General features: G+C 57.1%; 25 protein-coding genes and 1 tRNA gene. 13 read left to right on the forward strand and 13 right to left on the reverse strand.

Features of this window, described 5'->3' with window-relative positions:
- Positions 1-72: 72 nt before the first annotated feature.
- Positions 73-143, reverse strand: a tRNA-Gly gene (locus R6U90_RS08590).
- Positions 144-794: 651 nt separating this feature from the next.
- On the opposite strand from R6U90_RS08590, the gene thiS reads away from it, so the two are divergent.
- Both thiS and R6U90_RS08600 read left to right on the forward strand, forming a co-directional pair.
- A complete protein-coding gene (gene thiS / locus R6U90_RS08595) occupies positions 795-995 on the forward strand; it encodes a sulfur carrier protein ThiS (protein WP_410352267.1) in 201 nt (66 codons plus the stop codon).
- Between the two features lie 61 nt (positions 996-1,056).
- Positions 1,057-1,851: a thiazole synthase gene (locus tag R6U90_RS08600; RefSeq protein WP_410352268.1), complete on the forward strand. Its 795-nt coding sequence runs from the start codon at positions 1,057-1,059 to the stop codon at positions 1,849-1,851.
- 215 nt (positions 1,852-2,066) lie between these two features.
- On the opposite strand, the gene plsY is transcribed toward R6U90_RS08600, so the two are convergent.
- The gene (plsY, locus tag R6U90_RS08605; protein WP_410352269.1) at positions 2,067-2,663 is read right to left on the reverse strand and encodes a glycerol-3-phosphate 1-O-acyltransferase PlsY; all 597 of its coding nucleotides are present in this window, start codon (positions 2,661-2,663) and stop codon (positions 2,067-2,069) included.
- A 95-nt stretch (positions 2,664-2,758) separates the two neighbouring features.
- Between plsY and folB the strand changes: the two genes are divergently transcribed.
- The gene (folB, locus tag R6U90_RS08610; protein ID WP_410352270.1) at positions 2,759-3,115 is read left to right on the forward strand and encodes a dihydroneopterin aldolase; all 357 of its coding nucleotides are present in this window, start codon (positions 2,759-2,761) and stop codon (positions 3,113-3,115) included.
- Between the two features lies 1 nt (position 3,116).
- Positions 3,117-3,608, forward strand: coding sequence for a 2-amino-4-hydroxy-6-hydroxymethyldihydropteridine diphosphokinase (folK, locus tag R6U90_RS08615; protein ID WP_410352271.1), 492 nt, complete (start codon positions 3,117-3,119; stop codon positions 3,606-3,608).
- A gap of 165 nt (positions 3,609-3,773) precedes the next feature.
- Here the strand turns inward: folK and R6U90_RS08620 are convergent, their stop codons facing one another.
- Positions 3,774-4,508 carry a pteridine reductase gene (locus R6U90_RS08620; RefSeq protein WP_410352272.1) on the reverse strand — a complete coding sequence of 245 codons (735 nt, stop codon included), beginning with the start codon at positions 4,506-4,508 and terminating at the stop codon, positions 3,774-3,776.
- A 56-nt stretch (positions 4,509-4,564) separates the two neighbouring features.
- On the opposite strand from R6U90_RS08620, the gene R6U90_RS08625 reads away from it, so the two are divergent.
- From R6U90_RS08625 to R6U90_RS08645, 5 genes are all read left to right on the forward strand, one after another.
- Entirely contained in the window at positions 4,565-5,806 is a 1,242-nt protein-coding gene (locus R6U90_RS08625; RefSeq protein WP_410352273.1) for a class I SAM-dependent methyltransferase, read from the forward strand.
- A gap of 12 nt (positions 5,807-5,818) precedes the next feature.
- Complete coding sequence (locus R6U90_RS08630) at positions 5,819-6,613, forward strand: undecaprenyl-diphosphate phosphatase (RefSeq protein WP_410352274.1); 795 nt, start codon at positions 5,819-5,821, stop codon at positions 6,611-6,613.
- A 6-nt stretch (positions 6,614-6,619) separates the two neighbouring features.
- Positions 6,620-7,354: a carboxy-S-adenosyl-L-methionine synthase CmoA gene (gene cmoA / locus R6U90_RS08635; protein WP_410352275.1), complete on the forward strand. Its 735-nt coding sequence runs from the start codon at positions 6,620-6,622 to the stop codon at positions 7,352-7,354.
- A complete protein-coding gene (gene cmoB, locus R6U90_RS08640; RefSeq protein ID WP_410352276.1) occupies positions 7,351-8,325 on the forward strand; it encodes a tRNA 5-methoxyuridine(34)/uridine 5-oxyacetic acid(34) synthase CmoB in 975 nt (324 codons plus the stop codon). Before cmoA ends, cmoB begins: the two co-directional genes overlap by 4 nt.
- A gap of 212 nt (positions 8,326-8,537) precedes the next feature.
- A complete protein-coding gene (locus tag R6U90_RS08645; protein ID WP_410352277.1) occupies positions 8,538-9,128 on the forward strand; it encodes a cell wall hydrolase in 591 nt (196 codons plus the stop codon).
- Positions 9,129-9,234: 106 nt separating this feature from the next.
- On the opposite strand, the gene R6U90_RS08650 is transcribed toward R6U90_RS08645, so the two are convergent.
- The 10 genes from R6U90_RS08650 to radC form a co-directional block, all read right to left on the reverse strand.
- Entirely contained in the window at positions 9,235-10,164 is a 930-nt protein-coding gene (locus R6U90_RS08650; RefSeq protein WP_410352278.1) for an MBL fold metallo-hydrolase, read from the reverse strand.
- Between the two features lie 75 nt (positions 10,165-10,239).
- On the reverse strand, positions 10,240-10,851 hold the full coding sequence (locus R6U90_RS08655) for a LysE family translocator (RefSeq protein WP_410352279.1): 612 nt from the start codon (positions 10,849-10,851) through the stop codon (positions 10,240-10,242).
- A 160-nt stretch (positions 10,852-11,011) separates the two neighbouring features.
- Positions 11,012-12,055: an MBL fold metallo-hydrolase gene (locus tag R6U90_RS08660; RefSeq protein ID WP_410352280.1), complete on the reverse strand. Its 1,044-nt coding sequence runs from the start codon at positions 12,053-12,055 to the stop codon at positions 11,012-11,014.
- Positions 12,056-12,225: 170 nt separating this feature from the next.
- Positions 12,226-13,566, reverse strand: a complete 1,341-nt coding sequence (gene rimO / locus R6U90_RS08665) for a 30S ribosomal protein S12 methylthiotransferase RimO (RefSeq protein ID WP_410352281.1) — start codon at positions 13,564-13,566, stop codon at positions 12,226-12,228.
- A gap of 249 nt (positions 13,567-13,815) precedes the next feature.
- On the reverse strand, positions 13,816-14,028 hold the full coding sequence (locus tag R6U90_RS08670) for a class I SAM-dependent methyltransferase (RefSeq protein WP_410352387.1): 213 nt from the start codon (positions 14,026-14,028) through the stop codon (positions 13,816-13,818).
- A 12-nt stretch (positions 14,029-14,040) separates the two neighbouring features.
- Positions 14,041-14,262 (reverse strand): hypothetical protein, encoded by a 222-nt coding sequence (locus R6U90_RS08675; protein ID WP_410352282.1) that lies wholly within the window; start codon positions 14,260-14,262, stop codon positions 14,041-14,043.
- 2 nt (positions 14,263-14,264) lie between these two features.
- Positions 14,265-15,488 carry a multifunctional CCA addition/repair protein gene (locus tag R6U90_RS08680; protein ID WP_410352283.1) on the reverse strand — a complete coding sequence of 408 codons (1,224 nt, stop codon included), beginning with the start codon at positions 15,486-15,488 and terminating at the stop codon, positions 14,265-14,267.
- Between the two features lie 113 nt (positions 15,489-15,601).
- The gene (rpmG, locus tag R6U90_RS08685) at positions 15,602-15,757 is read right to left on the reverse strand and encodes a 50S ribosomal protein L33 (protein ID WP_134080758.1); all 156 of its coding nucleotides are present in this window, start codon (positions 15,755-15,757) and stop codon (positions 15,602-15,604) included.
- An 11-nt stretch (positions 15,758-15,768) separates the two neighbouring features.
- Positions 15,769-16,005 carry a 50S ribosomal protein L28 gene (gene rpmB, locus R6U90_RS08690; RefSeq protein WP_410352284.1) on the reverse strand — a complete coding sequence of 79 codons (237 nt, stop codon included), beginning with the start codon at positions 16,003-16,005 and terminating at the stop codon, positions 15,769-15,771.
- Between the two features lie 130 nt (positions 16,006-16,135).
- Positions 16,136-16,810 carry a RadC family protein gene (gene radC / locus R6U90_RS08695; protein WP_410352285.1) on the reverse strand — a complete coding sequence of 225 codons (675 nt, stop codon included), beginning with the start codon at positions 16,808-16,810 and terminating at the stop codon, positions 16,136-16,138.
- A 231-nt stretch (positions 16,811-17,041) separates the two neighbouring features.
- On the opposite strand from radC, the gene coaBC reads away from it, so the two are divergent.
- The 4 genes from coaBC (at position 17,042) to argB (ending at position 22,414) form a co-directional block, all read left to right on the forward strand.
- Entirely contained in the window at positions 17,042-18,301 is a 1,260-nt protein-coding gene (gene coaBC / locus R6U90_RS08700) for a bifunctional phosphopantothenoylcysteine decarboxylase/phosphopantothenate--cysteine ligase CoaBC (protein WP_410352286.1), read from the forward strand.
- A gap of 75 nt (positions 18,302-18,376) precedes the next feature.
- Complete coding sequence (gene dut / locus R6U90_RS08705; protein WP_410352287.1) at positions 18,377-18,832, forward strand: dUTP diphosphatase; 456 nt, start codon at positions 18,377-18,379, stop codon at positions 18,830-18,832.
- Positions 18,833-18,865: 33 nt separating this feature from the next.
- The gene (locus R6U90_RS08710) at positions 18,866-21,472 is read left to right on the forward strand and encodes a phosphomannomutase/phosphoglucomutase (RefSeq protein ID WP_410352288.1); all 2,607 of its coding nucleotides are present in this window, start codon (positions 18,866-18,868) and stop codon (positions 21,470-21,472) included.
- 45 nt (positions 21,473-21,517) lie between these two features.
- Positions 21,518-22,414, forward strand: coding sequence for an acetylglutamate kinase (argB, locus tag R6U90_RS08715; protein ID WP_410352289.1), 897 nt, complete (start codon positions 21,518-21,520; stop codon positions 22,412-22,414).
- The last annotated feature ends 6 nt before the right edge of the window (positions 22,415-22,420 follow it).

The following is a 22,420-nucleotide window of genomic DNA, read 5'->3' on the forward strand; positions in this document are numbered from 1 at the left end:
GTCATGCACATTAACCATAATTATATTATGTCAATGAGCAACCTTTAACCATACTTCAAATTGCAGATAATGAGCCGGTGAAGGGAATCGAACCCTCGTCGTCTGGTTGGGAACCAGAAGCTTTACCATTAAGCTACACCGGCACTGGGGTTGGGCAAACCTATTCTCTGTATCGGAAGAGTCCTGAGAAAGCGTCCTGTGATTTCTGAGAAGGCATAGTCGGGGTACACCTTGGCTTCCTGAGCAATCCCGTCAAGACCTTACCTCGATCATGACTTTGGGAAGCTGATGTTCTACCATTGAACTACACCCGCGGCGCCCAGGATATTCTATCCCGGGCAGGTACGAGGTACTAGGGGCTAGGTACGAGGAAAATCTGCCCCGTGCAAATTCCTGGCCCCTGGTCCCTAGTATCTAGACACTCATGGCGAGCAGGGTGAGGTACCAAGTGCCAGGAAAATCCGGGTCCGGGCTTGTTGTTTCCGATTTGTCCTTGTGGGAGCGCTTTACAAGCGCGATGAACAGGGGCAGGGAAGCCGCCGCCACACGCCTTTGCACGAGTCCTTGCTGACTGGTCCCGGGAGCAGGAAGGCTAGATGCCTGAAAATTTTGATGGTGAAATAATTGCCAGCACTCAGCACTCAGCACTCAGCACTCAGCACTCAGCACTCAGCACTCAGCACTTACCCCCTTGATCCTGACGCAGTAAGCCCGCAACTGGTAATATAGTCATCTCGCAAACGGCCTGCACGGCCGACTCCCTGTTATTACGTGATATTCGGGTGGATGGAAGGATGCAGATTGTCGTCAATGGCGAAGACAAGCAGATCGAGCCGGGGCTGACCGCGGCGGCACTGGTCGAGCAGATGGGGCTCGGGGGGCGGCGTATCGCCATGGAGGTAAATCGGGAGATTCTGCCGCGCAGCCATTATGCCGAACATACCTTTGCCGACGGCGATCGGGTCGAAATCGTCCACGCCGTGGGCGGGGGTTGATCTGCCACACGGCCCGACAGGGTATAATCATTTTTTCACCCGCCCGATTTCAGGATGGACCATGAGCAGCAGTAAACAAGATACCCCGTTGACGATTGCCGGCAAGCAATACCATTCCCGTCTGCTGGTTGGCAGCGGTAAATATAAAGATCTGGAAGAGACCCGTCTGGCCACCGAGGCCTCCGGTGCCGAAATCGTCACAGTCGCGGTACGTCGCAGCAACATTGGCCAGAATTCGGACGAGCCCAACCTGCTCGAGGCCATCCCGACGGACAAATACACCATCCTGCCCAACACCGCCGGCTGCTATACCGCCGAGGATGCCGTGCGTACCTGTCGCCTGGCCCGCGAATTGCTGGACGGTCATGACCTGGTCAAGCTGGAAGTACTGGGTGACGAGAAGACCCTGTTCCCCGATGTGCTGCAGACCCTCAAAGCAGCCGAAACCCTGATCCAGGACGGCTTCAAGGTGATGGTCTACACCACCGACGATCTGATCATTGCCAAAGAGCTGGAGGCGATGGGTTGCGTGGCGGTCATGCCGCTGGCGGCGCCGATCGGCTCGGGGCTGGGGATCCGTAATCCCTATAACATCCGCTTCATCATCGAGGAGCTGAGTGTCCCGGTGCTGGTGGATGCCGGGGTTGGCACGGCTTCCGATGCGGCGGTGGCCATGGAGCTGGGCTGTGACGGGGTGCTGATGAACACCGCCATCGCCGGCGCGCAGGATCCGGTGCTGATGGCCTCGGCCATGAAAAAAGCCATCGAGGCCGGCCGCGAGGCCTACCTGGCCGGGCGTGTACCCCGCAAGCAATACGCCAGTGCCTCATCGCCGCTGGACGGGACTTTTTTCTAAAGGCTAATTAATCTCTCGCAGAGGCGCAGAGCCCGCAAAGAAATATCTCATTGTATCGGCGCTTTCAACGAAGTAATTGGATTGGAATAGATACGGGCGTTCGCCGATTTTTGTGATTTGGCGCAGAAGTCATATGACAGCATAACTTCTCACAGAGATTACAGAAAAAGAACTTGAATTCCCTTTGCGGCTCTGCGCCTCTGCGAGAGGCAATGTCAGCTTTTCCCGATCAGGCTCTCTTCCCCTTTGACCAGCCGGGCGATATTGCTGCGATGGCGCCAGAAGGAGAGCACTACCATGGCGACGGTCGCGAGGATCAGTGCCCACTGTTGACCCATAAACAGCCAGACAAAGATCGGCGCCAACGCCATGGCCACCAGCGCCGACAGGGAGGAAATTTTCAGTCCCTTGGCAATAAATAGCCAGGTGGCGGCAGTAGCCAGACCGGCCCAGAGATTAAATCCGAACAGCGCCCCCAGCAATGTCGCCACACCCTTGCCACCCCTGAACTGGAAAAATACCGGGTACAGATGGCCGACGAAGGCCGCGAAGCCAACCAGCCCCAGCACCAGCGGGTTAACCTGCAGCGTGACAGCCAGCAAGACCGGCAGCAGGCCCTTGAGCATGTCGCCCAGCAGGGTGATGGCAGCGGCCTTTTTACTGCCCAGACGCAATACATTGGTGGCCCCGGGGTTGCCCGAGCCCGTGCCGCGCGGATCAGGCAGCCCTGCCAGCTTGCAGACGATGATCGCCGATGACAGCGAACCGAGCAGATAAGCGCCCGCTATCAGGCTGTAATCAAGAATATCCATGCACAATTCCTCCCCATCCGAGGCCGGATTATAGAGGGATTGGCACAAGCCGTGTATAGTTGGGCGCCAGTTGATGATACGAAGTTATAGTGAGTATGGATATTATTTACCTCAGTGACCTGCGCATCGATACCGTGATCGGTATTTATGACTGGGAGCGGCGCATCAAGCAGACCGTGGTGCTGGATCTGGAAATGGGCGCCGATATCCGTCAGGCCGCCGCCAGTGATCACATCGACGACACGCTCAATTACAAGGCAGTGGCCAAGCGCATCATCGGCTTTGTGGAAGAGAGTGAATACCAGCTGGTGGAGACTCTGGCGGAAAAAGTCGCTGAAATCATTCTGACCGAATTCAATGTGCCCTGGGTGCGGGTCCGGCTCAACAAGCAGGGCGCGGTACGCGGTGCGCGCGATGTGGGCGTGATCATCGAGCGCGGCACGCAGGCCTGATATGGCACAGATCTATATCAGCATCGGCAGCAATATCGACGCGGAACACAACATTCGCGGCGCGGTCCATGCGCTGGGTGAGCAGTACGGCGAACTGACCCTCTCCAGCGTCTATGAAAGTGCCTCGGTCGGCTTCGAGGGCGACAACTTTCTCAACCTGGTCGTCGGGTTGAAAACGGATCAGCCCGTACAACAGGTCCTTGATACATTGCACGATATAGAAAATCACTACGGGCGCAAACGCACCGGCCCGCGTTTTTCATCCAGAACCCTGGATCTGGATCTGCTGTTGTACGACGATCTGGATTTACAGGATCAGAACATCGACCTCCCGCGTGAGGAGATCACCCACAACGCCTTTGTCCTGCAACCCCTGGCCGAGATCGCCCCCGATCTTAAACACCCCCAGCAACAGATCAGCATGGCCGAACTGTGGCAACAATTCGACAAGGCCAGCCAGTCACTCTGGGCGATTCCCTTCGAGTGGAAATGAAGACCTTAACCACGAAGACACCAAGACACGAAGCAAATACAAAGAATAATTATTAGTTTTGCAGGTCACGCTGGCGTTAGCCTGCGTAACATCCATGCTGAAGAACAATTTTTTGAAAAAGCTTTTGTTTTTCTTCGAGTCTTCGTGCCTTCGTGGTGAATCATTTTATGCGTTCAGCGAACGCCCGCCATCGACCGCGAGGATCTGGCCGGTCATATAGCCGGCGTCGCGAACCAGATACAAAATCGCTCTGGCGATATCCTCAGGATCGCCACGACGTTTGAGGAAAGTCCGGGAGATGATCTTTTCCTTGTCGTCGTCTTTCAGGTTTTCCGGCCACAGGATGGCGCCGGGCGCGACGCCGTTGACGCGGATCTCCGGGCCGAGCTCGGCAGCCAGGGCCTTGGTCATCATACCCAGTGACGCCTTGGCCATACTGTAGATGGGAAAGTTGCGCAGCGGTCGCTCGGCGTGGATGTCGACGATGTTGACGATGCAGCCTTGCTGTTCTTTCAGATAAGGCGCCGCCGCCTGGCTCAGAAAAAACGGTGCCTTGACGTTGGACCCCATCAGGTCGTCCCATTGTGCTACATCGGCGGATTCGATGGGGGTCGGGTAGAAGGTCGAGGCATTGTTGATCAATACATCCAGTCGCCCCCAGACCTGCGCGGCCTGTTTGGCCAGTTGCCGCAGCTCGTGGGTGTGATGCAGATCGGCCTGCACCAGTACCACCGAATCGGCGCGTTGGTGTTCCAGTTCCAGTTGCAGTTGTTCCGCGGCCTCGCGCGAGTGGCGGTAATGCAGCACGATATTCATGCCCTGCTCGTGCAGCAGACGCGCGGTCGTGGCGCCGATCCGGTGGGCCGCGCCGGTAATCAAAACCACCTTGTGCTCAGACATGCTGTGTTATCCTTCGGTTTTCGCCACCAGCCGTACACTTTAAACGTAATCAGACGATGAATACAGCGGATCCCCATTCCGGGCGCGGTGCGCCGCTCGAGCGCTTTCCCCGGCGGTTACGTCAGCGTCAGGCGGATCTGGCCGACTGGCCCCAGCCCGATGCGGTTGCGCAGCAACACAGCCTGCGCCTGATCGAGGCGATCCGTGAACAGATCGCGGCCGACGGCGCGATTACCTTCCATGACTACATGCAGGCGGCCCTGTATACACCGGGACTCGGTTACTACGCTGCCGGCAGCAGCAAGTTCGGCGCCGCCGGCGATTTTGTCACCGCGCCGGAGATTTCGTCTTTGTTTGCTGAATGTCTCGCCGAGGCCCTGTCGCCGGTATTGAACAGCCGGCCTGACTGGGATCTGCTGGAAGCGGGGGCCGGCAGTGGCATCCTGGCCGCGCAGTTGTTACAGGACTGGCAGGCACAGGATTGTCTGCCGCGACACTACTATATACTGGAGCTGAGCGGCGATCTGCGCGAGCGCCAGCGACAACAGCTCGAACAACATTGTCCCGAACTGTTGCCCCGGGTGCAGTGGCTGCAAGGCTGGCCGACGGATTTTAACGGCATCGTGCTGGCCAACGAGTTGCTGGACGCGATGCCCGTGCACCGGGTTCACAAACATGCGGGCCAGTGGTACGAGCAGACGGTCGGGTTCGAACAGGATGGTTTTGTTACCGGCGAACAGGCGTTGATCAACGAGGCATTGCAACGCCAGCTGGCGGCGATCGAACAGCCGCAGCCGCTACCCGATGATTATCTGAGCGAAATCAATCTTGATGCGGGGCGGTGGATCGAGTCGCTCGGTGAACAGATGCAACAGGGCATCGTGTTGTTGCTCGATTACGGCTATCCGCGCCACGAGTATTACCATCCCCAGCGTCAGCGCGGCACGCTCATGTGTCACTATCGCCATCGTGCCCACGACGATCCCTTTGTCTATCCGGGATTGCAGGATATCACCGCGCATGTGGATTTTACCCATGTGGCGGACAGCGCCCTGGCCGCCGGATTTGGCGTGGCCGGTTATACTACTCAGGCCCACTTTCTACTGGATGCCGGCCTGATGCAGCGTCTCGAACAGCACGGCGGTGACGAAGCCGACTATCTGCAACGGGCCGGCGAGGTCAAGCGCCTGACCCTGCCGCAGGAAATGGGCGAGATCTTCAAGGTGATGTTGCTCAACAAGGGCAGCGAAGTATTGCCGAAAGGCTTCAGCGGGCGCGATCTGCGTCATCAATTATAACGAGAACCACGCATGCTGCTGATTCAGATTATTATTCTGGCGATTATCCAGGGGCTGACCGAGTTTCTGCCTATCTCCAGTTCCGCGCATCTGATCCTGGTGCCGCAACTGAGCGACTGGCCCGATCAGGGGCTGGCCTTTGATGTGGCGGTACATGTCGGCACACTTTCTGCTGTAGTCTGGTATTTTCGTTGCGAGGTGATCACCATGGCGCGTGACTGGGGCAGTTCCTGCGTACAGCGCCAGCAGACGGGCGAGAGCCGCCTGGCCTGGGCGGTGATCCTGGGCAGTATTCCGGTGGCGGTATTCGGTTTGTTATTGCACGATCTGGTGGATACCACGTTGCGCTCACCGCTAATCATCGCCTGGGCGACCATCGGCTTCGGCTTGCTGTTGTGGCTGGCCGATGTGATCAGCCGCCAGGTGCGCGACGAACACCGTCTCGGCTGGAAAGATATTGTGGTGATCGGCTTTGCCCAGGCCGTGGCCCTGATCCCCGGCACCTCGCGCTCGGGGATCACCATGACCGCCGGCTTGTTGATGGGCCTGACCCGTACCGCGGCGGCGCGGTTCTCTTTTTTGTTGTCCATCCCGGCCATACTCATGGCCGGGGCCTACAAGACCCTGAAGCTGATCGAGCAGGGCAGCGTGGAATGGTTGCCGCTGTTACTCGGTGCGGTGATCTCGGCACTCACCGCCTACCTGTGCATCCACTGGTTTTTGAAGCTGCTGGATCGCATTGGCATGCTGCCCTTTGTTATCTACCGGTTATTGCTGGGCGCCGGTCTGTTATACGTCTTTATGTAAACGATTATGAGCGACAAACCCCGCGATAATATCTACGCCACGCCGCAATCGATGATTGTGGACTTCGCCTTCGATGAGAAGGTGGCCGGGGTGTTTCCGGATATGATCCGACGTTCGGTGCCCGGCTACGAGACGGTCATTTCTTTGCTTGGCCTGTTGGCGGAACGTTACGCACAACCCGACAGTCGGATCTATGATTTTGGCAGTTCCCTGGGCGCGGCTACGCTCTCCATGCGTAACCGGGTCGCGTATGACAGTTGCCGGATTATCGCGGTGGACAACTCCACGGCCATGACCGAACGTTGCCGGCAGATTCTCGCTCAGGATCGCTCCCCGGTTGAAGTGGATGTGATCTGCGCCGATATTCGCGACATCAAGGTGGAACGGGCCTCGCTGGTGGTGCTCAATTTTACCCTACAGTTTATTCCGGCCGATGAGCGTCAGGCGCTGCTGGATCATATTTACGCCGGTCTGTTGCCCGGCGGGGCACTGGTATTGTCGGAAAAACTTGCGTTCGAGAAGAATAGCGAACAGCAGTTTCAGACCGACATGCACCTGGCGTTTAAAAAAGCCAATGGCTACAGTGAACTTGAGATCAGCCAGAAGCGCACCGCGCTGGAAAAGGTGCTGATTCCCGACAGCTTCGGCACCCACCACCGGCGTTTGCAACAGGCAGGGTTCGCAGAAACGTATCAGTGGTTTCAATGTTTTAACTTTGCTTCCCTGCTGGCCGTCAAATGATTGATTATTCCGGGCTGTATCAGCGCATGGCGAATACTCCGCTGGCTGACTGGGCGGAACAGCTTCCGGCACAGGTCGAAAAAGGCCTGGATGCAAAACGTTACGGTGATCTGCCCAAATGGCAGGCCGCGGTCGATGCCATGTCAATGGTGCATCCGGTCAGTTGCGACTTCACTCAAGACGCTGTGCGCATCGGCGATGGCAGCGAGCTGAATGATGAGCAGCGGGAGTCGTTAAAGCAGCAGCTAAAACAACTACATCCCTGGCGCAAGGGGCCGTTCGAGTTGTTTGGTATATATATCGATACCGAATGGCGCTCCGACTTGAAGTGGGATCGGTTAAAAGATTATATCGCGACTCTGGCCGGGCGCACGGTGCTGGACGTCGGCTGCGGCAACGGCTATCACTGCTGGCGGATGAAAGGCGCCGGTGCCGAACTGGTCATCGGTGTCGACCCCACCCCGCTGTTTACCCTGCAATACGAGATAATGCATCGCTATGCCGGCGATCAGGGGGTGTATGTGCTGCCGCTGGGAATCGACGATGTGCCGGGAAAACTGGAGGCCTTCGACACGGTGTTCTCCATGGGCGTGTTATATCACCGTCGCTCGCCTGTCGATCATTTATTGCAATTACGTGATTGCCTGGCTGCCGGGGGTGAGCTGGTGCTGGAAACCCTGATCGTCGACGGTGATGAAAACACGGCATTGTTTCCCGAAGATCGCTATGCCCGCATGGGCAATGTCTGGTTCCTGCCCTCGGTGCCCATGCTCGAACGCTGGCTGCGGCGTTGCCGGTTCATCAATATTCGCACGGTCGATGTCACAACGACCACGATAGAAGAACAGCGGGCGACCGACTGGATGACCTTCCAGTCCCTGGCCGACTTTCTCGACTCCGACGATCACAGCAAGTCGATCGAAGGCTATCCGGCCCCCAGGCGGGCGATCATTATTGCGGAAAAAGCCTGAATACTCTCGCAAAGCCGCAGAGATGAAGAGTGTTTTCTTATCGGTGTGTTCTCGTGCTTTCCTGTGGCGTCAAAATCCACTGCGGTACATGAGCAAATCAGGCACCTGTGAGACAAAAGTCAGAAGGCCGGTTCCGGGCCGGGATGTGTTCTGTGACACAAATTGACCGGTTACCCGCCTGTTTATCTCACCGGCGGCGTTATAATTAATGTATGTATCGAGTATGGGAAAAATTGCGTGAGCTGGCCTGGCCTTCCACCTGGTATGGCTGGCGCCTGGGTCTGCAATCCTGGTGGTATACCCGGAACAAATCCCGGCTGGCGGTTACCGCCGGCATCTTCGCACTGTTACTGGCCATCCCGCCGGGTATTTACGCCCTGTTCAGTCAGGCACAACAGAGCCGGCAGGCCACTCGCGATTTACGTTGTCTGACATTGAATGTTTATCACGAAGCGCGTGGCGAGTCGGTAGCTGGTCAGTATGCCGTGGCAGATGTAACCCTGAATCGCGTGGCATCAAAACGATTTCCTGACACCCTGTGCGAAGTGGTGCATGAGCAACGCTGGGACAGAATACGCAAACGCCAGGTTGGTGCGTTTTCATGGACCGAGCTAGACGTTACCGCCGATGTGAGCAATGTGGCCTACGAAACCGCCCACCGGGTTGCCGCGGATGTCTATTACCGACGGAGTGAACCCCGGGTGGAAGGTGCCCTGTTTTATCATGCCAGTTACATCCGTCCCAGCTGGGCGCGAAGCAAACAAAAAGTGGCCACGATTGGCCGGCACATTTTTTACAAGTAGTGCCGCGAGTCGGAGGGATACTCAGTGCCTGCACCCGGACTACTGGTTGATAAAGTGCAGGAACTCCTGTTCAGGCAACGCGCTGCCTGACACCTGTTTCCCGGGATTATTCCCACTCGAGCTCGGAATAAACCCGCTGGGCGTTACGTCCGGCCAGGTCCTCGAAATTTTCGAGGTAATCAAACCGTGACTGGTCAATGCTGCCGATACGGGTAATATCGCCACCGTTATCCATGAACTCGCGAATGGTCTCGCGCAGAAAAACCAGATAGTCCAGGGTATCGGCCCGTGCCTTGTCCAGCGTGGTTGGCGCACCGTGGCCGGGAACCACCACTGTGGGTTCGTAAGCGGCCATGGCGCGGAAACTCTCCACCCAGCTTTTACTGCCGGAGTAATTGCCAATACTCAGCATGCGCTCGGTATAGACAATATCGCCGGTGAACATGATCTTCTCTGCAGGAAGCCAGACAAAGCTGTCGCCGGGGGTGTGGGCCTGCCCGGGATGGCGCAGTTCAAAGGTCGTGTCACCCACGCTCAGTGTCAGTTCCCGATCGAAGGTCTTATCCGCGTATACCGGCCGGATGGCCTCGATCGCCTCGCTGCCCATCAGGCTGGCCAGGCGGGAGAACTGGTCCCGGGTGCGGGCTTTTTGATCCTCGACCGCCCGGGCGCTGGCAATGATCGTGGTGCCCTGTTGTTTAAAGTAATCATTGCCCATCCAGCGGTGATCCTGCCCGCCGGTATTGATGACATGGCTGATCGGTTTATCGGTGACGGAACGAATTACCTGGTGCAGCGCCCTGGCACCCTGATAACCCGCACCCGAATCGATCAGAACAACCCCTTGGCGAGTGACGACAAAACCGAAGGTGGCATTGTTACCCAGATTTTCCGTACTGCGGTTACCCAGTTCACCGACGATGGCATAGACGTTATCAGTGAGTTCGATCAGCTCGAGACTGTCTGAAGCCGAAGCCGGCAAAGCAACACCGGCAAACACAAGAAGGGAGGCAAGGACACGTGATAAAAAAGACATAACAGAACCTCATGGCGGAGAAGGAGAATTGTAGAATAGCAGATTACGGAGTGAATCTAGCCGTGGGCCCCCGGGTCAGGCCGTCACCAGCAAAAACAAACCAATGGCGATAAGTACACCGGCTGCCAGCATGTTCATAAACCGGGTCGCATGTGAACCGAGCCAGACACCTGCTTTCGCAGCCACAAAGGCATAGGCGAGTTTAACTCCGCCGACAGCAACGACGGTGATTGCCATAATCTGAAATACTTCCGTCAGCGAGATTGAACCAGGATCCACGAAGGCCGGGAGAAAACCGAGATAAAACAGGATCGCCTTTTGATCGCCCAGGGTCAGCAACAGGCCTGCCAGGAAGCTGGAGACCAGGGAGTCTTTACCGGTCGGTTCTCCAGCGGCGAACCGGTTACGGCTTCGCCACAATATGAATCCCAGCCAGAACAAACAGGCCACGCCGAGATACTTGATGAGAAAAAACCGATCTCCGAGTTGCTCGGCCAGCAGTGCCAGCCCGAAAATCGCCAGCACGAGAAAGATAACATCAGCAACGACAATCCCCAGCGTGGTTGCCGAAGCATGCCGGAATCCATGGGTAACAGCACGCACCGTCACTGCCAGCACACTGAGCCCCGGTATCGCCGCCAGAATCAGCAGGGCAATGAACAGGGCGGTCATGTCGGTGGGAGTCATGAAAAAAAGCTTATGCAATAGTTGATGATTTTCTGATTGAACCCGCCATCAGTAGCGCGAGCAAGAAAAAAACGCGATATCATTCAGTTGCTGTAGAGGCGAATCTCTCCCCAAGCCATAGCTTTTTTCTGTTTATTACTGATAAGCCTGTTATATCGATTCAGTTAGCGAACAGGTGATCGATATGGCGGCTCTCGCCGTGCTGGTAAACTTCGAATTCTTTATCAGGAATCTGGTATTTCTCCAGAGCTTCGGCAAGTTTTACCGGCGGCTCATCCAGCGGCTCATCGGTCAGGATGAAGGTGCCCCAGTGCATGGCAACCGAATGCCTGGCGTTAATATCCTGGTGAATTTTGACCGCTTCCTCCGGATTGACATGATACGGTTTCATAAACCATCTGGGTTCATATGCCCCGATGGGTAACAAGGCGAGTTCGAAGTCACCATACTTGTTGCCGATTTCCTTAAAGTGCCTGGCATAGCCGGTATCGCCACCGAAAAATATCCGGTTATCTTTGTGCTCAATTACCCAGGAAGCCCACAGTCTGTCATAGGCATCGAACAGGCTGCGCTTGCTCCAGTGCTGGCTCGGTTCGGCCGTAAAGATTACATCCCCTACTGCATGAGTCTGTCCCCAGTCGAGCTCAACCACCTGAACTGAGGCCAGCTCCAGATCGTCGAACCAGGCTTTCATTCCCAGGGGAACGATGAAGGTCAGTGTGCGTTCGCGATTATGCCGGGCAAGCTGTTTTACCGACTCGACATCCAGGGAGTCATAGTGATCATGGGAGATAATCACTACATCGATCTCCGGTAACTCCGCAATCGTTAAGGCAGGCGGGATGACCCGTTTGGGGCCGGCCCAGGAGAGCGGTGAGGACCGATCGGAAAATTGCGGGTCGGTCAGAATATTGAGATCAGCAAACTGAACAAGGAATGTAGCATGGCCAATCCAGGTCAGGCTGGGGATCTGAGGATTGTGCTTCAAGTGAGTATAATCCTGGTTTACCAGTTCAAAATCATAATCCCCGGCTTCGGGTATATTTTTAAACCAGCGCTGCCAGCGCCACTTCATAAACGACCAGAAACCCTTGTCGTTCTCATAATAGACATTAGTGAAACCGGATTCTGTATGGTGTGGTTTTGCCTTATCGTAATGAGGGTTGCTCCCACAGGCACTCAGTAACCCGGCTGTGATCAACAAGCTGATACCTAATCCTTTCATAGAAGGATTATGTCACAAGGTCGTTATTCACCGATCGGTTGATTTGTCGAAATAAAGCTGAGTATTTTTAAGGATATTGATTAGCATCTGCCGTTATGACAGCTCTTTTTGAGAGCTTTATGTCTTATATAGTTAGAGGGTGAAAGCCGTTATTTGTCGACAGGGACGCCGATCAGATCGTGTTCGGTGGCGGCGACGATGTCGACTTCCATAAACTGTCCCGGCTGTACCTCGTCTTCAACCTGGTCGAGGATCACGGCGCCGTCGATCTCGGGGGCATCGGCACTGGAGCGGCCGAGCAGGAGGTTGTCTTCGCTGAAACCATCGACGATGACCTGCATCCGTTGACCGACCTTCTGTTGTAGCTTTTCGGCACTGATTTCGCTTTGCAACTGCATAAAGCGTTCAAGGCGTTCCTGCTGCACTTCTTCGGGGACCGGGTCGGGTAGCTCATTGGCGCTGGCGCCTTCCACCGGGGAATAGGCGAAGGCGCCGACCCGATCCAGCCGGGCTTCATCTAAAAATTCCAGCAGCTCTTCGAACTCCTGTTCGCTCTCGCCAGGGAAGCCGACGATGAAGGTAGAGCGCAGAGTGATGTCCGGGCAGATCGCGCGCCAGTCTTCGATACGCCGGAGGGTTTTTTCGATGTTGCCGGGGCGTTTCATTAATTTGAGAATGCGCGGTGAGGCGTGCTGAAACGGCACGTCCAGGTAGGGCAGGATCAATCCTTCGGCCATCAGCGGGATGACTTCGTCCACGTGCGGATAGGGATAGACATAATGCAATCGCACCCACGCGCCATACTCACGGGCCAGCTTGCCCAGCGCCCCGGCCAGTTCGGTCATACGTGTTTTTAGCGGCCGCCCGCCCCAGAAGTCGGTGCGGTATTTGATATCCACGCCGTAGGCACTGGTATCCTGGGAGATGACCAGCAGTTCCTTCACCCCCGATTTGAACAGGTTTTCCGCCTCCTGCATCACCTCGCCGACGGGACGGCTGACCAGATCCCCGCGCATGGAAGGAATGATGCAGAAGCTGCAGCGGTGGTTGCAGCCCTCGGAGATCTTTAAATAGGCATAATGCTGCGGCGTTAACTTCAGGCCCTCGGCCGGGATCAGATCGGTATAGGGATCGTGCGGTTTGGGCAGCTGCTGATGAACATGATCCATTACTTCCTGCAGGGCGTGCGGGCCGGTGACCGCCAGTACCTGCGGATGGGTCTGCTGGACGATATCACTCTTGGCGCCGAGACATCCGGTGACGATCACCTTGCCGTTTTCATCCAGCGCCTCGCCGATGGTGTCCAGCGATTCTTCCACCGCGCTGTCGATGAAGCCGCAGGTATTGACCACGACCAGTTGCGCGTCGTCGTAGCTGGAGACGATGTCATAGCCCTCGGCGCGCAGGCGGGTGAGGATCTGCTCCGAGTCCACCAGCGCCTTGGGGCAGCCGAGGCTGATAAAACCGACTTTGGGTACGGGGTTTGACATAGGGGTATTCGGGGCTGTGGTTGCGAGGGGCGGGATCATACCATTTATTACCCAGGGCCGAGGGACGAGTTACGAGGGACGAGTAAAAAACCGAACCACGAAGCCTCGAAGACACGAAGGAAAAAGTTCTGTCTTTGACCGTCATTCCGGCGCAGGCCGGAATCCATGCTGACAGTTTCAGGGGCAGACCGGCATAGGCCCGTTCGAACCAGCAGCGTTCCGGGGCTCGTAAGCGTTCAGTGTGTTGGCCTAATAGTCGTTAATCAGCGCATCGATCGCGGGCGATATCGAGAACAGGCCGTAGCCCCGGATTGCCAGCACGCCGCCGGGTTTGAGCAGACGGGTGGCCTCGCGATTGAAGCGCGCATGATCGAACCAGTGTGCGGCTTGCGCCACGCTGATTAGATCAAACGTGCTATCAGTAAACGGCAATTGCTCGGCGGTACTACAAAGATAATCGATGGTGTGTTTCTGCTATGCATTGTGCAGTTGGGCAAGACCCGGTTCGCAACCGATCACCTGTTCAAAATGATTGCCCAACGCCACAGCGGCCTGGCCGTTGCCGGTAGCCACATCCAGCGCCTGCTCATACTGTGGACAGAGCGAGGCGAGATAAGCAAACAGTTCGGGCGGATAGTGGGGCCGGTAGCGGGTGTAGTTCGCCGCCTGTGGGGAGAAGTGATCGGCGAAGGTCATGCTCAGGCCGCGCGGCGTACCTGTTTAATTGCGGTTAGCCTTGCCTTGTGCATGGCCTCGGCGATGGCCTTGCCCTGCAGGCCCTGTTCGACGAACGGTCCGGCTTCGACGGCGCTGGCGGCGGCGAAGGCCTCGCGCATGATGCGCGGTTGATCGAAGACCCGATCCTCATAACCGGGACGCCCGCGCGAGTCGGCCTCGCAGGCCAGCAGGAATTGTTCGTAGCGTTCGGGCCGGCGAAAGGCATCCAGCGCTTCCAGGGTTTTTAGCAGGGTAGTGTCCTTGAGCTCACCAGCACGGTGGTAGTGCAGGTGATAGCGGGTCACCATCACTGCCAGTTCGCGAAACTCGTTGGGAATTTTGTAGCGATCGCATAACGCCTCGACCAGCGGTACGCCGCGCTCTTCGTGATTGATGTGCGAGGGCAGCTCTTTAGCCGGCGTGATGCCCTTGCCCAGATCGTGGACCAGGGCGGCGAAGCGCACCACCGGATCATCGGCGAGTTTGACCGCCTGCTGCAGCACCAGCATGGTGTGCACGCCGGTGTCGATTTCCGGATGATGTTGTTCGGGTTGCGGCACGCCATACAGGCGATCGACTTCGGGGAACAGCCGGGCCAGCGCGCCACACCCGCGCAGCACTTCAAAGAAGGTTTCCGGGTGGTTTTCCTGCAGGGCGCGCAGGGTTTCCTGCCAGACCCGTTCGGGCACCAGCGCATCGACCTCGCCGTTGTCGACCATTTGCTGCATCAGCGTTTGGGTTTCGTCGGCCACGCGAAAGCCGAACCCGGCAAAGCGTGCGGCGAAGCGGGCCACGCGCAGGATGCGTACCGGATCCTCAACAAAGGCCGGCGAGACATGGCGTAGCAGACGATCCTTGAGATCCTGCTGGCCGTTGTAAGGATCGATAATCTCGCCGCTGTCGGTTTCGGCCATGGCATTGATGGTCAGATCGCGGCGGGCCAGATCCTGCTCCAGGGTCACATCGGGAGCGGCGTGAAAGGTGAAGCCGGTATAGCCGGGGCCGGTCTTGCGCTCGGTGCGGGCCAGGGCATATTCTTCATGGGTCTCGGGGTGTAAAAAGACGGGAAAGTCCTTGCCCACCGGCCGATAGCCGGCGTCGTGCATCTGCTGTGGCGCGGCGCCAACCACCACCCAGTCGTGGTCCTTGACCGGCAGCCCGAGCAGTTTGTCGCGGACGCAGCCGCCTACCTGATAACGTTCCATATCTTTGATGATAATCGTTTGTTGCGACGAATTCGAATCGCCGCAAGGGACAGGCATAAAAAAACCCGCCGATGACCAGGGCGGGTTTTTTGCGTCCGGTACAAAAAGCCGGTTTATTTGATCTTGGCTTCCTTGTAGGCCACGTGCTTGCGGACTACCGGGTCGTATTTTTTCACTTCCATTTTTTCCGGCATGTTGCGCTTGTTTTTGGTCGTGGTGTAGAAGTGACCGGTACCGGCACTGGAAACGAGTTTGATTTTGTCACGCATGATAAAACTCCTTACACCTTTTCGCCGCGACGACGCAGGTCCTCGAGTACAGACTCGATACCTTTTTTATCTATGATGCGCATACCTTTGCTGCTAATACGCAATTTGACCCAGCGGCTCTGCGACTCCACCCAGAAACGGTGAGTATGCAGGTTGGGTAGAAAACGGCGACGGGTCTTGTTATGGGCGTGGGAAACGTTGTTCCCGCTCATCGGACGTTTGCCAGTCACTTGACAGACTCTGGCCATGGTTATTCTCCAAAAATCGGCTGCACAATGCGTCAAAGAGCGCGAATTTTACGGATTTCCCGCCAGCCTTACAAGCCCAATCCTGCGATTTAGAGCCTGGTACCTAGAAACTAGCCCCTAGAATCTGATTTTATAGCCAGCCACGCTCCGAAAAAGCCACGCACTCCCCGTCGCCGACCACGATATGGTCCAGCACCCGCACCTCCACCAGCTCCAGCGCCTCCACCAGGCGCCGGGTCAGGTGACGGTCGGCCTGGCTCGGTTCGGCGATACCGGAGGGGTGATTGTGGGCGAAAATCAGCGCGGCGGCGTTGTGCTGCAGAGTCTTTTTAACTACCTCGCGCGGATGCACACTGGCGCCGTTGAGGGTGCCGCGAAACAGCTCCTCGTAGCGAATGACCCGGTGCTGGCTGTCGAGAAACAGACAGGCGAATACTTCGTGGGGCAAATCCCGCAAGCGGCTTTGCAGATAGCGCCTGGTATCCTGTGGACTGTTCAGGCTGCTCTCGCGCTGCAGGGTCTCGCCCAGGTGACGCTGGGCCAGCGCCATGACAGCCTGCAGTTGCACGTACTTGGCCTGGCCCAGGCCATGCATTGCACAGAAATCCGCCTCGCTGGCAGTGAGCAGCCCGCGCAGGCCGTCGAACCGGTGCAGCACCTCGCGGGCCAGATCTACGGCGGATTTGCCGCGCGTGCCGGTACGCAGAAAAATCGCCAGCAACTCGGCGTCAGACAGGGCATCGCAGCCCCGGGCCAGAAGTTTCTCCCGCGGGCGCTCCGCCTGCGGCCAGTCGGTAATGGGCATACGACCTCCCTGTCGCTTATTCAGAAGATTTAGCAAACCGGCCAGTGGTTCCTGCCTGCCGGATTTGCGTTCAATTATAGCCAGGAACAGGGCCGAGTGACGAGGGACGAGTAACTAGGAAAATCAGCAGCGGTGACACCGTAGCCCCCTCGTCACTTGTAACTCGTCCCTCGGCCCTGCCCTTCGGAGTTTACTCCGAAGGGCCCGGAAACTCTGATACACTTTATAGGTATGACACAACTGGCTAACAAACACATCCTGCTTGGGGTGACCGGCAGCATTGCCGCCTACAAGGCGGCGGACCTGGTACGTCGGCTGCGCGAGGCGGGGGCCGAGGTGCGGGTGGTGATGACCGACGGTGCCTGTGAGTTTGTCACGCCGATGACCTTCCAGGCGGTCTCCGGACAGCCGGTGCACCGTCACCTGCTGGATGCCGGGGCCGAGGCAGCCATGGGGCATATTGAGCTGGCCCGCTGGGCCGATGCGATTCTCGTCGCGCCGGCCAGCGCCAACTTTCTGGCCCGGCTGGTCCAGGGCCGGGCCGATGATCTGCTCTCCACGGTCTGCCTGGCCTCGGCTGTCCCGCTGGCCGTGGCCCCGGCGATGAATGCCGCGATGTGGGCCAATCCGGCCACGGCCGAAAATGCCCGCAATCTTCAAAAGCGCGGAGTGTTGTTGATCGGCCCCGACCGTGGCGAACAGGCCTGTGGCGAAGTGGGTGCGGGGCGCATGAGTGAGCCGGCCGCGATCCTGGCGCAATTGAGCGAGCTGTTCGCTACCGGCAGTCTTACCGGCAAGACGGTACTGATTACCGCCGGGCCGACCCGCGAGGCAATCGATCCGGTGCGTTATCTCTCCAACCACAGCTCCGGCAAGATGGGCTATGCCCTGGCCGAGGCGGCGGCCGAAGCCGGTGCCCGGGTGATTCTGGTCAGCGGGCCGGTAAGTTTGCCCACGCCCGCCCATCTGGAGCGGATTGATGTGGTCAGTGCCGAACAGATGTATACCGCGGTAATGGAGCGTACGGAGCAGGCGGATATCTTTATTGCCACCGCGGCGGTGGCCGATTACCGCCCGACCCGCGCGCCGACCGAGAAGATCAAGAAAGATCAGGCACATCTTAATCTGGCACTGGAAAAAACCCCGGATATTCTCGCCAGCGTGAAGCAGCGGCATCCGCGGCTGTTCTGTGTCGGTTTTGCTGCCGAGACGGCGGATCTGGCCCACTATGCCCGCGCCAAGTTGCAGGAAAAGCGGCTGGAGATGGTGGTGGCCAACCCTGTGGGTCCGGCTGCGGTCGAAACCCGGGGAACCTTCGGCAGCGATACCAATGCCTTGCAGGTGTTCTGGCCGGGCGGTGAAATCGAGTTAGCGCTGGCCGGCAAGGCGCAGCTGGCGCGCCAGCTGATTCCCCTGATTGTCAGTCGCTATGAAACAGGATCCCGGGCTGCCGCCAGCGGGGCTAACGTTGTAGAATTGAAAAAAAACTGATCCGCCTCTTCACGGGCTGCGTCAGGCATAAAAACAGAACAACAACGTTTATCCAACACAGGGACTTCCTTCATTATGGCCCGCATTCAACTGAAACTGCTCGATCCCCGTCTCGGTGAAGAGATCCCCCTGCCCGATTACGCCACCGACGGCTCCGCCGGGCTCGATCTGCGCGCCTGTCTGGATGAGACGCTGGTACTCAATCCTGGTCAGACAGAACTGCTCCCGACCGGCCTCTCTATTCATATCGGTGATCCTTCACTGGCGGCGGTGATTCTGCCACGTTCGGGGCTGGGTCATAAGCATGGCATCGTGCTGGGTAATCTGGTGGGGCTGATCGATTCGGACTACCAGGGACAGTTGTTCGTTTCCTGTTGGAATCGCGGCAGTGATTCTTTTACTATCAATATTGGTGAACGTATTGCCCAGCTGGTGTTTGTGCCAGTGGTCCAGGCACAGTTCGATCTCGTGGAAGAGTTTGCAGCGAGTTCGCGGGCCGAAGGCGGCTTTGGGCATACCGGTCGTGCATAACCCGTCATAATCCGAATAACAGGGAGAGGCAGAGTGGCCCGTCGTCGCAAACGTAAAAGCAAAAGCCAGCAACAACAGCAGATCCGTTCCAGCGGAATGACCCTCTCCGCGGTCAGCCTGATCGCCTTTTTACTGTTCAGTGCCATTCTCGTGGTTTCCGTATTCATCGGCCAGATGACGCCCCTGAATGCCCTGCAAACCCAGGAGAACGCGGTTCTTGAAAACGAGGCGCGACGCACTGCGGCCGGCATCAGCAGCGCGGTCGCCGATTACGCCCAGGGATTGCACAGTATCGCGCGGGATCCGCAAACCCGGGAATTGCTGAGAAGTGGCAGCCGTTCGGCGATCGCCGAACGTGAAAGTGAACTACTGACCATGTTCGATAATGCCCTGCGGGTGCGCCTGCTGCAGCCAAAGATTTATTCCCCCGATAAAACCAGTGAGCCACATCTCGGGTTTGCCTGTCTGGATCTGCAGCGTCAGGCGGAAGAACTCAAAGCACGGCCACCGGTGGAAGTACACGCCCTGGATACCCCGCAGGAACATATCGGGATTGTCGAGCCGGTGCTGGATCGCAGCGGCGAGAAGGTGATCGGCCATGTGCAGCTGGCGCTGGATGTCGGATTACTGGAACGCTGGCTGAGCGAGGCGGCTGGCCGCGGTTATGTCGAACTCAACCAGAAGATTACTGATCAGAGTAGCATCTTGCTGGGCAAAGCAGGTGAAGTACGTCATCAGTCATTGGCCGACTCGACCCATGTGGATATTCCCAACACCGCCTGGCGCCTGTCAGCCTGGATGCCGCAGGTGGAGCGGGTTTCGGCCTTTAACATGAACCTGTTGACGATTCTTGGCATCGGACTTGTGCTGGTCGGCATTGTGACGCTGCTGCTCTACCAGGCGATGAGCCGTTCTATCACGGCGGATCTGGAAAACTTCATGTTGCTGGAAGCGAGTATATTGCGCGGTAACAAGCGCCATGAGTATTTCCTCAAGATGAAAGAATTCAGGGAAATGGCCAAACGCTTGCAGGATTTACCGACTGCGTCGGTCATGCAACGCGAGCACGATGACGAGGACAATTCGCTCAATATGGCCAGCCTGGATGGCTCGTCTGATCGGATTTTTATGGACAGCAGCGCCATGTCGGTGGAAGAGCTGGACAGCGACGAGGATCGGGCTCGTTTTCAAAGCCGGGAGCCCGAACCGCCAAAAAAGCCTGAAGCCCCTCCGGTTGCCCCGGCCAGTAATGTGCCGGCACCGCCGGCCATGCCTCCGGCCGAGATATTCAAAGCCTATGACATTCGCGGCATCGTCGGGCGCACCCTGACGCCCCAGCATGCGTTGTTGATCGGACAGGCGCTGGGCAGTGAAGCCCGCCAGCGCGGACTGACGAAAATCGCTTTCGGACGCGACGGACGCAAATCCGGTCCGGAACTCGGGGGTGCGCTGGTACGCGGGCTGCAGGCCGCCGGCCTGCAGGTCATCGATGTGGGTATGGTCCCGACCCCGGTGCTTTATTATGCCGCGCATCAGTTGGCGGATGGCTCGGGCGTGATGCTGACCGGAAGCCACAATCCGCCGGATTACAACGGTTTCAAGATGGTACTGGGAGGCGAGACGTTATCAGGCGACGCGGTCCAGGCGTTGCGCCAGCGCATCGAGAACAGGGATTTTGCCCAGGGTCAGGGCAGCTATGGCACCCGTAGCATTATTGATGATTATATCAAACAGATTGTTTCCGATATCAAGCTACCGCGTCCGCTCAAGGTTGTGGTCGACTGCGGCAACGGTGTCGCTGGAGTGGTGGCACCGGCGTTGTTCCGCGGCCTCGGGGTCGAGTTGATTGATATCTATAGCGAAGTGGATGGGAATTTCCCCAACCATCATCCCGATCCCAGCCAGCCGGAAAACCTGCGCGATATCATCGAACTGGTGCGGGCGCAGAATGCCGATCTGGGGGTTGCCTTCGATGGCGACGGCGATCGAATCGGTGTAGTCAGTCCCGATGGCACTATAATCTGGCCGGATCGACTGATGATGTTGTACGCCACCGATATCCTGTCACGTAACCATGGTGCCCAGATTATTTACGATATCAAATGCTCCAGTAATCTGACCCGGGTAATCTGGGAAAAAGGCGGCGAGCCGATCATGTGGAAGACCGGTCATTCGCTGATTAAAGCCAAGATGAAACAGTCCGGGGCCTTGCTGGCGGGTGAAATGAGTGGCCATATCTTCTTCCAGGAACGCTGGTTCGGTTTTGACGATGCCCTGTATGCGGCCGCGCGCCTGCTGGAAATTCTGGCCAACGACAAGCGCAAACCGCAGCAAATTTTTGCCAGCCTGCCGGATATGGTTAACACGCCCGAATTGCGCATCGACCTGGCAGAGGGCGAGCAGCACCAGTTTATGGATGAGCTGATGAACCGGGCCGAGTTTGACAATGCCAATGTCATCATGATCGATGGCGTACGGGCTGATTTCGAGGACGGCTGGGGACTGGTGCGGGCATCCAACACGACACCGAGTCTGATTATGCGTTTTGAAGCCAAAGACAAGGAAGCCTTGCAGCGCATTCAGCAACAATTCCGCGAGTTATTGCAATCGGTCAAACCTGATCTGGCCCTGCCTTTCTAGGCAGGTACATTTCCTCGTGTCTTAACCGGAAAACAAAATACCTGTATGAGCATTAACGCCAAATCCGCCCTGAATATTGCCAAGGTCCTGACCGAAGCGCTGCCCTATATACAGCGCTTTCAGGGCAAGACGATAGTGATCAAATATGGCGGCAACGCCATGGTCGATGAGAATCTCAAACAGGGTTTCGCGCGCGACATCGTGCTGATGAAACTGGTGGGGATGAACCCGGTCGTTGTGCACGGTGGCGGCCCGCAAATTGGAGATATGCTGAAACAGATTGGTAAGGAAAGCAAATTTATTGAAGGTATGCGGGTGACTGATTCCGAAACCATGGATGTAGTGTTAATGGTACTCGGCGGCCTGGTTAACAAGGAGATCGTCAATCTGATCAATCAGGCCGGCGGCCATGCTGTCGGACTGACCGGCAAGGATGGCGGATTGATCCGGGCACGTAAGATGACTTTCGAACGTCACAACCCACAAATGAATACGCCCGAAATTATCGATATCGGTCATGTGGGGGAGGTGCAGAGCATCGACCCTTCCGTGGTTAATATGCTGATCAAACAAGGCGATTTTATTCCGGTCATCGCCCCTATCGGGGTTGGCGAGGATGGCCAATCCTATAATATCAATGCTGATCTGGTTGCCGGCAAGCTGGCTATTACCCTCGCTGCGGAGAAACTGATTCTGTTAACCAATACTCCCGGTGTGCTGGATAATAACGGAGAACTCTTGACCGGTCTCAAGGCAAAGGAAGTGGAAGGCTTGATCGACGAGGGCACGATCCACGGTGGTATGTTGCCCAAGATCCGCTGTGCCCTGGATGCCGTTCATTCCGGTGTCGGTACTGCGCAGATCATCGATGGTCGGGTCGAGCACGCAGTTCTGCTGGAAGTACTGACCGACGAAGGTGTCGGCACCCTTATCAGAAACTGAAGACAG

The organism is Thiohalophilus sp. (assembly GCF_046483665.1).
Lineage (GTDB): Bacteria > Pseudomonadota > Gammaproteobacteria > UBA6429 > Thiohalophilaceae > Thiohalophilus.

Coding starts and splice junctions, on each gene's coding strand:
- R6U90_RS08645 (WP_410352277.1), top strand. CDS start 8,538: ATGTATCGAGTATGGGAAAAATTGCGTGAGCTGGCCTGGCCTTCCACC.
- rimO (WP_410352281.1), bottom strand. CDS start 13,566: ATGTCAAACCCCGTACCCAAAGTCGGTTTTATCAGCCTCGGCTGCCCC.
- R6U90_RS08680 (WP_410352283.1), bottom strand. CDS start 15,488: ATGGAACGTTATCAGGTAGGCGGCTGCGTCCGCGACAAACTGCTCGGG.
- R6U90_RS08655 (WP_410352279.1), bottom strand. CDS start 10,851: ATGACTCCCACCGACATGACCGCCCTGTTCATTGCCCTGCTGATTCTG.
- rpmG (WP_134080758.1), bottom strand. CDS start 15,757: ATGCGTGACAAAATCAAACTCGTTTCCAGTGCCGGTACCGGTCACTTC.
- R6U90_RS08625 (WP_410352273.1), top strand. CDS start 4,565: ATGAATACAGCGGATCCCCATTCCGGGCGCGGTGCGCCGCTCGAGCGC.
- R6U90_RS08650 (WP_410352278.1), bottom strand. CDS start 10,164: ATGTCTTTTTTATCACGTGTCCTTGCCTCCCTTCTTGTGTTTGCCGGT.
- coaBC (WP_410352286.1), top strand. CDS start 17,042: ATGACACAACTGGCTAACAAACACATCCTGCTTGGGGTGACCGGCAGC.
- R6U90_RS08620 (WP_410352272.1), bottom strand. CDS start 4,508: ATGTCTGAGCACAAGGTGGTTTTGATTACCGGCGCGGCCCACCGGATC.
- plsY (WP_410352269.1), bottom strand. CDS start 2,663: ATGGATATTCTTGATTACAGCCTGATAGCGGGCGCTTATCTGCTCGGT.
- R6U90_RS08630 (WP_410352274.1), top strand. CDS start 5,819: ATGCTGCTGATTCAGATTATTATTCTGGCGATTATCCAGGGGCTGACC.
- R6U90_RS08675 (WP_410352282.1), bottom strand. CDS start 14,262: ATGACCTTCGCCGATCACTTCTCCCCACAGGCGGCGAACTACACCCGC.
- folB (WP_410352270.1), top strand. CDS start 2,759: ATGGATATTATTTACCTCAGTGACCTGCGCATCGATACCGTGATCGGT.
- R6U90_RS08600 (WP_410352268.1), top strand. CDS start 1,057: ATGAGCAGCAGTAAACAAGATACCCCGTTGACGATTGCCGGCAAGCAA.
- radC (WP_410352285.1), bottom strand. CDS start 16,810: ATGCCCATTACCGACTGGCCGCAGGCGGAGCGCCCGCGGGAGAAACTT.
- rpmB (WP_410352284.1), bottom strand. CDS start 16,005: ATGGCCAGAGTCTGTCAAGTGACTGGCAAACGTCCGATGAGCGGGAAC.
- cmoA (WP_410352275.1), top strand. CDS start 6,620: ATGAGCGACAAACCCCGCGATAATATCTACGCCACGCCGCAATCGATG.
- folK (WP_410352271.1), top strand. CDS start 3,117: ATGGCACAGATCTATATCAGCATCGGCAGCAATATCGACGCGGAACAC.
- thiS (WP_410352267.1), top strand. CDS start 795: ATGCAGATTGTCGTCAATGGCGAAGACAAGCAGATCGAGCCGGGGCTG.
- argB (WP_410352289.1), top strand. CDS start 21,518: ATGAGCATTAACGCCAAATCCGCCCTGAATATTGCCAAGGTCCTGACC.
- dut (WP_410352287.1), top strand. CDS start 18,377: ATGGCCCGCATTCAACTGAAACTGCTCGATCCCCGTCTCGGTGAAGAG.
- cmoB (WP_410352276.1), top strand. CDS start 7,351: ATGATTGATTATTCCGGGCTGTATCAGCGCATGGCGAATACTCCGCTG.